This window comes from Streptomyces durbertensis (assembly GCF_014156695.1).
Lineage (GTDB): Bacteria > Actinomycetota > Actinomycetes > Streptomycetales > Streptomycetaceae > Streptomyces > Streptomyces durbertensis.
Window position 1 is genome coordinate 1 of the sequence record NZ_WMLF01000190.1, and the last position, 9,946, is coordinate 9,946.

8 protein-coding genes are annotated in these 9,946 nt (G+C 71.2%); 7 read left to right on the top strand and 1 reads right to left on the bottom strand.

Translation table 11 applies throughout. The features are described from left to right. On the top strand, positions 1-1,272 hold a 1,272-nt coding region (locus tag GL263_RS14370; RefSeq protein WP_182856093.1), incomplete at its 5' end, for an AI-2E family transporter. Between the two features lie 53 nt (positions 1,273-1,325). Here GL263_RS14370 and GL263_RS14375 read toward each other — a convergent pair. Next, positions 1,326-3,140: an alpha/beta hydrolase gene (locus GL263_RS14375; protein ID WP_182856094.1), complete on the bottom strand. Its 1,815-nt coding sequence runs from the start codon at positions 3,138-3,140 to the stop codon at positions 1,326-1,328. A gap of 315 nt (positions 3,141-3,455) precedes the next feature. On the opposite strand from GL263_RS14375, the gene GL263_RS14380 reads away from it, so the two are divergent. From GL263_RS14380 to GL263_RS29300, 6 genes are all read left to right on the top strand, one after another. Next, positions 3,456-4,928, top strand: coding sequence for a catalase (locus GL263_RS14380; protein WP_182856095.1), 1,473 nt, complete (start codon positions 3,456-3,458; stop codon positions 4,926-4,928). A gap of 149 nt (positions 4,929-5,077) precedes the next feature. After that, a complete protein-coding gene (locus tag GL263_RS14385) occupies positions 5,078-5,602 on the top strand; it encodes a PadR family transcriptional regulator (protein WP_182856096.1) in 525 nt (174 codons plus the stop codon). Beyond that, complete coding sequence (locus tag GL263_RS14390) at positions 5,599-6,309, top strand: ABC transporter ATP-binding protein (protein WP_182856097.1); 711 nt, start codon at positions 5,599-5,601, stop codon at positions 6,307-6,309. Before GL263_RS14385 ends, GL263_RS14390 begins: the two co-directional genes overlap by 4 nt. Beyond that, positions 6,306-8,648 (top strand): ABC transporter permease, encoded by a 2,343-nt coding sequence (locus GL263_RS14395; protein ID WP_182856098.1) that lies wholly within the window; start codon positions 6,306-6,308, stop codon positions 8,646-8,648. The genes GL263_RS14390 and GL263_RS14395 overlap by 4 nt, the downstream gene beginning before the upstream one ends. A 269-nt stretch (positions 8,649-8,917) precedes the next feature. After that, on the top strand, positions 8,918-9,823 hold the full coding sequence (locus GL263_RS14400; RefSeq protein ID WP_228456502.1) for an SPFH domain-containing protein: 906 nt from the start codon (positions 8,918-8,920) through the stop codon (positions 9,821-9,823). Next, on the top strand, positions 9,820-9,946 hold a 127-nt coding region (locus GL263_RS29300), incomplete at its 3' end, for a type II toxin-antitoxin system antitoxin (protein WP_500294563.1). The genes GL263_RS14400 and GL263_RS29300, both read left to right, overlap by 4 nt.

Genomic DNA, 9,946 nt, shown 5'->3' on the forward strand with positions numbered 1-9,946 from the left:
TCGCCGCCCTCCCCACCGCACGAAGGCCCGACGCCGCCGGCCGCCGTGATCCCGTGGGGGCTCCGGGTGGCCTCCGAGGCGGGCTGGCGGCTGCTGGTGCTCGCCGGTGTCGTCTGGGTGCTCATGGAGGTCATCAGCGCCGTCAGCATGCTGGTGATCGCCTTCTCCGCCGGCCTGCTCATCACCGCGCTGCTCCAGCCGACCGTCTCCCGGCTGCGCCGCTACGGCTTCGGCCGCGGCCTGGCGACGACCACCGTGTTCATCGGCGGCTTCGGCATCATGGGCCTGATCGGCTGGTTTGTGGTGTGGCAGGTCATCGAGAACCAGGAGGACCTGGTCAAGCAGGTCCAGAGCGGTATCGACGAGCTGCGGGTGTGGATCCTGGACAGCCCGTTCAAGGTCACCGACGAGCAGTTGAACGACTTCGTCGACAACCTCAACAGCTGGATCGGTGAGCACAGCCAGGAGCTGACCTCGGCGGGCATCGAGGGCGCCTCCTACCTCGTCACCTTCTTCACCGGCGCGGTCCTCGCCGCGTTTGTCTGCCTCTTCCTGCTGTACGACGGCCGGCGCATCTGGCAGTGGTGCCTGAAGTTCGTGCCGTTGGTCGCCCGGGAGGGTGTCGCCGGCGCCGGGCCGCGCGCCTGGGTCACGCTCACCGGGTACGTGCGCGGCACGGTGATCGTGGCGTTCATCGACGCGGTCGGCATCGGCATCGGCATCTACTTCCTCGGTGTGCCGATGGCGGTGCCGCTCGCGGTGATCGTCTTCCTCTTCGCGTTCATCCCGATCGTCGGCGCCCTCCTCTCCGGGACGCTGGCGGTGATAGTGGCCTTCGTGACCAACGGGCTGACCACGGCGCTGCTCGTGCTCGCGGTGGTGCTCGCCGTGCAGCAGCTGGAGGGCAACGTGCTCCAGCCGCTCATCCTCGGCCGGCTCGTGCAGGTCCACCCGCTGGCGGTGGTGCTCGCGGTGACCGCCGGAACGCTGCTGGCCGGCATTCCCGGCGCGGTCGTCGCGGTGCCGCTGGTGGCGGTCGCCAACACGGTGGTCGGCTTCCTGCGCGCGTACGCCGAGCAGCAGCATCCGAGACGACATCCGGTGCACGGCTCCACCGTCACCGACCTGTCCCCGGCGGTGCCGCCCGTCCTCCCCGGCGAGCAGCCGCGGCCCCCGCGTCATGCCGGGCAGGCTCCCAGCGGCCCGACGGGCGCCCCGTCCCGCCCGGAGGACGCGGCCGGGCGGCCGGACGAACCACCACGCGAGTCCTGACCACCCGTCCTGACCACCCGCGCCGTGCGAGCTCGACACGCCGCGCGGCGCGGTCAGTACGGCGACTCGTGGGCCTCCGCGAACGCCTTGAGGCGCAGGGTGTCGGCCGCGGTCCAGCCCTCCGGGGGGATGACCGCGGCCCAGCCCTCGACGGCGTTGGTGCCGTACCGGTGCCCGTGCGGCGCGCCGACCCCGTAGGACATCGCCATGTCCACCGTGAGCTGCCAGAACGTCACGAACGGGAACCAGCGGGCCTCCGCGCTGACGTCCGGTCCGGTGGGCGGCCGCAGCCACTCCGGTGAGCGCACCGCGAGGCCGGGCGTCCACCACACCACGGGGTCGGAGGCGTTCTGGAGGTAGACCACCCGCGGCCACTCCCAGGGCGCGCCCTCCGGCAGCAGCAGGTCCCGCTGCGGGTACTGGGCGAACCGCACGTGCCGCCCGTTGTCGTAGACCGGGCGCCACACCGGGCTGTCCGGATCGCGCCGCTCGGTCACCTCGGTGCGGATGGGGCTGTAGTTGGGCGGGCCGACCAGCAGGGCACCGTCCGTTCTGGCCAGCAGGTCGTCCACGCCGTCGAAGGCGTCCTCCACGGCGGTCGCGCCCAGGCTCTCGCCGAACACCACCAGGCGCGGGCGCCGCTCCTCGGGCATCGACTCCAGCCGCTCCTCCACCGCCGTCACCAGTTCACGGGTGGCCCGGCCGGCCTCCTCGCGGTCGACCAGGAAGGACACCCAGCTCGGCAGGTAGGAGTACTGGATCGCCACGATGGCGGTGTCGCCGTTGTACAGGTACTCCAGCGGCTCGGCGGTGCGGGCGTCGATCCAGCCGCTGCCGGTCGTACCGGCGATGGCCAGCACCGCCCGGTCGAAGCCGCCGGTGCGGTCGAGTTCGGCGATGGCGAGCTTCGCCTGTTCGGCGTAGCCGCCGGCGGTCGCCCGGCCCACGTACACCCGGATGGGGTCCATCGCCTCCTGCCGGGTGAAGGAGGCGATCTGCTCGCGGCTGAGCACGCTGCCGGTGAAGTTGCGGCCCTGGAAGCCGAGATCGTCCCAGGCGATCAGGGATTCCGGACTGCCGGAGACGTACGGCGAGTCGGACTGGACGACGCCGTCCTTGGTGCTCTGGTCGGTGTTGGCGGCGACGCGGGACGCGATGTCGACCACGCCGCGTTCGAAGACGACGTTCTTCGCGCCGAACATCACCACCACCGCGCTGATCAGCAGCCCGGCGAACACCGCCAGCGGCTTGGGCACAAAGCGCAGCAGCACCCGGATCAGCGCCCGGGTGCCGAGCCGGACGAGCCGGGCCACCACCAGCAGCAGCCAGCACAGCGCCAGCGCGATGAGGGTGATCATCAGCGAGTGCCAGGTCAGGGTGGGCGGCAGTCCCTGCAGTTTGCGCAGTTCCCGCTGCATGTGCGCGGACTCCGACAGCAGCAGCACCGTCAGCAGCGGCGCCAGCAGGAAGAACGCCTGCCAGGCCCGTGCCCGGATCCGGGTGCGGGTGGGCTCGGCCGGGCGCCAGCGCACCACCGCGGGCACCACCCAGCTCAGCAGCGCGCCCAGCGCGTAGCCGATGGCCGCGGTGATGCCGCCGACCAGGCCCTGCAGGTACCAGGGCCTGGGGACCAGGGAGGGGGTGAGGGAGAGCCAGTAGAAGAGGGTGGCCGTCACGGTGGCCGTGAGGTCGGGCCAGCGGCGCACCAGCCAGGTCTCGTTCGGCCGTTCCCAGTAGGGCTGCCGGGCGGCGGTCAGCGCGACGTCCGCGCAGCGGCGGGCCGCGGCGCGGACGGCGTCGGGCAGCGGGCGGCCCAGGAGGTGCCGCTGCTGGGCGACCGGGGAGCTGCCTCCCTTGGTGTCCAGCATCAACGTCGCTCCCCGTCTGTCAGTCCCGGCCCGCCGGTCAGTCCCCGGCGTCCGGTCACGCGCCGGTGTCCGCCCGACCCGCCGGACCGACCCTAGATGATCGGAAGGCCAGTCTTATGGACGCACCGGCCGTCCGCCGGGTTGTGTGCCCGGTTGCCGTCGTGGATTCCCCCGGCGGGCGGTGCGCGCGGCCCACCTGCGGTTGCCGGTGGGTGGCGGTGGCGTTCTGATGAGGAATGGCGCCGGCCGGATCCGCCACCGGTGGGTCCGCTGCCGTCGCCCATCCGCTCAGCATCCCCCCAGGGGAGGAACCGCATGTCCGAGACGGCGCGGGGCGCCCGGCCCGCCGACTACACGACCACCACCGCCGGCATCCCCGTGGAGAGCGACGAGCACTCGCTCACCGTGGGCCCCGACGGCCCGATCCTGCTCCAGGACCACTACCTCATCGAGAAGATGGCCCAGTTCAACCGGGAACGGGTCCCGGAGCGGGTGGTGCACGCCAAGGGCGGCGGTGCCTACGGGACCTTCGAGGTGACCGGTGACGTCAGCCAGTTCACCAAGGCCGACCTCTTCCAGCCGGGCCGCAGCACGCCGATGCTGGCCCGCTTCTCGACGGTCGCCGGGGAGTTGGGCAGCCCGGACACCTGGCGCGACCCGCGCGGCTTCGCGCTGAAGTTCTACACTCGGCACGGCAACTACGACCTCGTCGGCAACAACACCCCGGTGTTCTTCGTCCGCGACCCGCAGAAGTTCCAGGACTTCATCCGCTCGCAGAAGCGCCGCCCGGACAGCGGACTGCGCGACCACGACATGCAGTGGGACTTCTGGACGCTCTCCCCGGAGTCCGCGCACATGGTCACCTGGCTGATGGGTGACCGGGGCATCCCGCGCACCTGGCGCCACATGAACGGCTACGGCTCGCACACCTACATGTGGGTGAACGCGGGCGGCGAGAAGTTCTGGGTGAAGTACCACATCAAGACCGACCAGGGCATCGGCTTCCTCACCCAGGCGGAGGCCGACGCGCTCGCAGGCGAGGACGCCGACGCCCACCGCCGCGACCTGTTCGAGGCGATCCGCCGCGGCGAGGCGCCGACCTGGACGATGTACGTGCAGGTCATGCCGTTCGACGACGCCCCGGACTACCGGTTCAACCCCTTCGACCTGACCAAGGTGTGGCCGCACGGCGACTACCCGCTGGTCGAGGTCGGCCGGATGCGGCTGGACCGCAACCCCGAGGACCACTTCGTCCACATCGAGCAGGCGGCCTTCGAGCCGTCCAACCTGGTGCCGGGCATCGGGCCGTCGCCGGACAAGATGCTGCTCGGCCGCCTCTTCTCCTACCCGGACACCCACCGGTACCGGATCGGCGCCAACTACAACCAGCTGCCGCCGAACCGCCCGCACGCGCCGCTCGGCTCGTACAGCAAGGACGGCGCGATGCGGTACGAGCCGGCGCGCACCGGCGCCGTGTACGCCCCCAACTCCTACGGCGGTCCGGCCGCCGACACCGCCCGGTTCGGCGAGCCGGCCGGCTGGCTCGCCGCCGGCGAGATGGTCCGGCACGCCTACACGCTGCGCAGCGAGGACGACGACTGGGGGCAGCCGGGCACGATGGTCCGCCGGGTGCTGGACGACGCGGCCCGCTCGCGGCTCGTCGACAACGTGTCCGGGCACCTGCTGAACGGGGTGAGCGCCCCGGTCCTGGAGCGGGCCGTCGCCTACTGGCGGAACGTCGACAAGGACCTCGGCGACCGGATCGCCGCCCGGGTGAACGGCGGCTGAGCCGCCCTCCCACCCGAAGGGGCGGTGCCGGCCACCTCAGGCCGGTGCCGCCTCTGTGTGTTGGATGAAACCCCAGGTCAGTGGCGTTTCAGCGGAGTATCCACCACGTCTATACATCGGGTGTATAAACCTCGTGTATAGTCCTCGCCATGTCCATCAGTCACACACTGCTCGGTCTCCTGGAGGCCGGGCCGCGACACGGCTACGACCTCAAGCGCGCGTTCGACCAGCGCTTCGGTCAGGACCGCCCGCTCCACTACGGACAGGTCTACTCGACCATGTCGCGGCTGTTGAAGAACGGCCTCGTCGAAGTGGACGGCATAGAGGCCGGCGACGGCCCCGAGCGCAAGCGCTACGCGATCACCGACGCCGGCATCACCGACGTCGGCAACTGGCTCGGCACACCGGAGAAGCCGGAGCCGTACCTCCAGAGCACGCTCTACACCAAGGTCGTGCTCGCCCTGCTCACCGGCCGCGACGCGGCCGAACTGCTGGACACCCAGCGGGCCGAGCACCTGCGCATGATGCGCGAGCTCACCCGCCGCAAGACCGGGGGCGACCTCGCGGACCAGTTGATCTGCGACCACGCCCTGTTCCATCTGGAAGCCGACCTGCGCTGGCTGGAGCTGGCCGCGGCGAGGCTCGACAAGCTCGCCCGAGAGGTTGGCGCATGACCAGCAGTACCACGGGGGGCGCGGGCGCCCTGCTCACCGCGACCGCGCTTCGCAAGACCTACGGCACCACGTCCGCACTGGACGGCGCCGACTTCAGCATCAATCCCGGCGAGATCGTCGCCGTCATGGGACCGTCCGGCTCCGGCAAGTCCACCCTGCTGCACTGCCTGGCCGGCATCGTCACCCCGGACGAGGGCACCGTCCACTACCGGGGCCACGAACTGTCCGCGATGTCCGACGCCGAACGCAGCGCGCTGCGCCGCGGCGACTTCGGCTTCGTCTTCCAGTTCGGCCAGCTCGTCCCCGAGCTGACCTGCGTGGAGAACGTCGCGCTGCCGCTGCGGCTCACCGGCGTCGACCGCAAGACGGCCGAGGCGAAGGCCGTCGAGTGGCTGGCGCGACTGGAGGTGGACACCGTCCGGGGCAAGCGGCCCGGACAGGTCTCCGGCGGCCAGGGGCAGCGCGTCGCCATCGCCCGCGCGCTCGTCGCCACCCCGCGTGTCCTCTTCGCCGACGAACCCACCGGCGCGCTGGACTCCCTCAACGGCGAGCGGGTCATGGAACTCCTCACCGAGGCCGCCCGCGAGACCCGCGCCGCCGTCGTGCTCGTCACCCACGAGTCGCGGGTGGCCGCCTACTCCGACCGCGAGGTCGTCGTCCGGGACGGCAAGGCCCGCGACCTGGCCGGCATGGCGGGCGCGGCATGATCAAGGTCTGGATACGCGACCTGCTGATGGGGGTCAGGTTCGCGGTCACCGGCGGTCGCCCGGGATGGACCCGCACCCTGCTCACCGGCACCGGTGTGGGCCTCGGCGTCGCCGTGCTGCTGCTCGCCGCCTCCGTGCCCTCCGCGATCCACGCCGGCGACGTGCGGGACGTGGCCCGCCAGTACGAGTACGTCGAGGACGCGCCCGCGACCGACACCTCCGTCGTCGTCACCCACGTCTTCACCGAGTACCGCGGCAAGACCGTCGGGGGCATGCTGCTCCAGCCGGACGGCGACCCCGACAGGACCGTGACCCCGCCCGGCATCGACCGGGTGCCGACCAAGGGCGAGATCTACGTCTCCCCGAAGCTGAAGCGGATGCTCGACGACGGCGACGGCAAGCTGCTGGCCGAGCGCTTCGAGAACGCGAAGGTGGTCGGCACGATCGGCCCCGAGGGGCTCAGCGGCCCCGCCGACATGCGGTTCTACCTCGGCACCGACACGCTCACCGCCTGGAAGGACGCCACCCGCACGGAACGGTTCGGCCACAACACCGCCGACAACGACCCACTGCCACCGAGCATGCTGGTGCTGGTCGTGGTCATGGTCGTGGTACTGCTGCTGCCCATCGCGGTGTTCATCGCGACAGCCGTGCGGTTCGGCAGCGAGGGACGTGACCGACGGCTGGCAGCCCTGCGTCTCGTCGGCGCGGACAGCGCCATGACCCACCGCATGGCCGCGGGTGAGGCGGTCACCGGCGCGACTCTCGGCCTGCTCCTCGGCGGCCTCTTCTTCGCCGTCGGCCGCGTCCTGGTCGAAAAGTTCGAGGTCTTCGGCTACAGCGTCTACTCCGTCGATGTGGTGCCCGCCGGCTGGCTGGCCGCGCTGGTCCTGCTGCTCGTCCCCGCGTCCGCTGTGATGGTGACGCTGCTCGCGATGCGCAAGGTCGCGATCAGCCCGCTCGGCGTCGCCAGGGAGGGCACCGACCGTGGCCGCCGGCTGTGGTGGCGACTGGTCGTCCTGCTCCTCGGGGCGCTCTCGCTCGGCTTCTTCGGCCCCAGCATGCGCGGCGACAGCACCGTCAACGAGTGGGGTATCGCCGGCGGCGTGCTGCTCACCCTGGTGGGCGTGACCCTCCTGCTGCCCTGGGCCGTGGAACGGGTGGTCGGCCGGATGCGCGGCGGCCCGCTCTCCTGGCAACTGGCCACCCGCAGGCTCCAGCTGAACAGCGGCCTCGCCGCCCGCGCGGTCAGCGGCGTCACCGTCGCCGTCGCCGGCGCGGTGGCCCTCCAGATGCTCTACTCCTCCGTCGAACTGCGGGACCGGAGCGAGACCGGCCAGGACCCCGGCCGGGCCACCATGGCGGCCTCGCACTACGACGTCGAGGCCCCCGAGGCGCTCGACTGGTTCGAGCGTATCCGCAAGGTCGAGGGCGTCACCGAGGTGAACGGCTTCCTGGTCGCCGATCTGGTCCACGAGCGGGCCAAGCCGGACGAGGACGGTTGGCGCGCCCCGCACCAGGTGCGGATCGCCGACTGCGACACCCTGCGACTGCTGATCAAGACCGACGGATGCCGGGACGGCGACGTCTTCCTCACCTCCGACTACGAGGAGGAGGAATACCGGCCCGAGCCCAAGCCCGGTGCCCGCTTCGACCTGCACGCGAGTGAGTACGCGGAGGACGAACAGCTCGAACCGCTCTGGTGGACGCTTCCGAAGAACATCCGTCCCGCGACCACCACCGAAAGCCCGACGGGGGAGCTCTCCGGGGGCCTGTACGTCACGACCGGCGCGATCGACGTGAAGGAACTCCGGAGCGTCTGGCTCGAGGCCATGCTGCGCACCGACCCCGCCGACCGGGACACCGTCGAGCACATCCGCAACCTCGCACCCGTCACCGATCGGGGCTTCCAGGCGTACGAGCTGGTCAGCACCACCAACAGCGACGAGTTCAACGGCATCCGCAACGCGCTCTTCATCGGTGCCGTGGTGATCCTGCTGCTCATCGGCGCCAGCATGATCGTCTCGACGATCGAGCAACTCCGTGAACGCAAGCGGCAGTTGTCGGTGCTTGTGGCGTTCGGAACCAAGCGATCCACTCTCGGCATGTCGGTCCTGTGGCAGACCGCGATCCCGGTCGTACTCGGCCTGGTGATCGCCACGGGCGGCGGCATCGGCCTGGGTGTGCTGCTGCTGCGGATGGTGGACGAGAGTGCGACCGACTGGTTCGCGTTCCTCCCGCTGGTCGGCGCGGGCCTGCTGATGATCGCCCTGGTGACGGTCGCCAGCCTGCCCTCGCTGTGGCGGATGATGCGGCCGGACGGTCTGCGGACCGAGTAACCGCCACACCGTCACGTCACAGGAGACACGGGTCCTCGGGTCCCGGTCGGCACCGCAGGGGGGTGCCGACCGGGACCCGGTCGTCTCTCCGGGCCGCCCTCTGGCGCGGCACGACCCCCGTCCCTTAAAGTGATAACACTTAGTTAGCACACCACGGGGAAAGAAGCGGGGCCCGCATGACCGAGACCCTCAGCACCGGCAGCGCCGACGGTACCGACCGCACCGACAGCGCCACCGTCGACCCGGAGCCGCAGATCGACGGCCCTGACATGCCCACCGCGCCCGTCACCGAGCGACCCGCGCACAGCCTCTCCGGCGGCCTCGGACTCCTCCTCGCCGCCCTCGGCCCGATCGCCGGCATCGCCCTGCTCGTCAGCGGCATCGCGCTCGCCACCGACCCCATCGGCCGGCCGGCGACCGGCGTCCCGGTGATCGTCCTCGGCGCACTCACCGTCCTGGTCTCGCTGTTCGCCTGGAACGGCGTCAAGATGGTCGCCCCCGGCGAGGCGCGGGTCATCCAGCTCTTCGGTCGCTACGTCGGCACCCTCCGCACCGACGGCCTGCGCTGGGTCAACCCGCTGACCACCAGCACCAGGATCAGCACCCGGGTCCGCAACCACGAGACCGCCACCCTCAAGGTCAACGACGCCAACGGCAGCCCCATCGAGATCGCCGCCGTGATCGTCTGGCAGGTCGAGGACACCGCCCAGGCCGTCTTCGCCGTCGACGACTACGAGGAGTTCGTCGTCACCCAGACCGAGACCGCCCTGCGCCACATCGCCACCCACTACCCCTACGAGACCGACGGTGACACGCTCAGTCTCCGCGACAACGCGGCGAGCATCACCGACCGGCTCTCCGCCGAGGTCGAGGCACGCGTCGCGGCGGCCGGCGTCACGGTCATCGAGTCCCGCTTCACCCACCTCGCCTACGCCCCGGAGATCGCCTCCGCGATGCTCCAGCGCCAGCAGGCCGGCGCCATCATCGCCGCCCGCAAACTCATCGTCGAAGGCGCCTGCGGCATGGTCGAGGAGGCCGTCTCCCGGATCAGCGCGGGTGACTTCGTCGAACTCGACGAGGAGCGCAAGGCGGCCATGGTCTCCAACCTGCTGGTCGTCCTCTGCGGCGACCGCGCCCCGCACCCGGTCGTCAACGCGGGCTCCCTCCACCAGTGACCGAGCGGCCCTCCCGCCCGGCACGCAAACAGGTGCTGCTGCGGCTCGACCCCGCCGTCCACGACGCGCTCGCGCGCTGGGCGGCGGACGAGCTGCGCAGCACCAACGCGCAGATCGACTACC

Bases quoted from the DNA above. Each gene is read 5' to 3' on its own strand.
- GL263_RS14375 (WP_182856094.1), bottom strand. From the start codon at position 3,140: ATGCTGGACACCAAGGGAGGCAGCTCCCCGGTCGCCCAGCAGCGGCAC.
- GL263_RS14380 (WP_182856095.1), top strand. From the start codon at position 3,456: ATGTCCGAGACGGCGCGGGGCGCCCGGCCCGCCGACTACACGACCACC.
- GL263_RS14385 (WP_182856096.1), top strand. From the start codon at position 5,078: ATGTCCATCAGTCACACACTGCTCGGTCTCCTGGAGGCCGGGCCGCGA.
- GL263_RS14390 (WP_182856097.1), top strand. From the start codon at position 5,599: ATGACCAGCAGTACCACGGGGGGCGCGGGCGCCCTGCTCACCGCGACC.
- GL263_RS14395 (WP_182856098.1), top strand. From the start codon at position 6,306: ATGATCAAGGTCTGGATACGCGACCTGCTGATGGGGGTCAGGTTCGCG.
- GL263_RS14400 (WP_228456502.1), top strand. From the start codon at position 8,918: ATGCCCACCGCGCCCGTCACCGAGCGACCCGCGCACAGCCTCTCCGGC.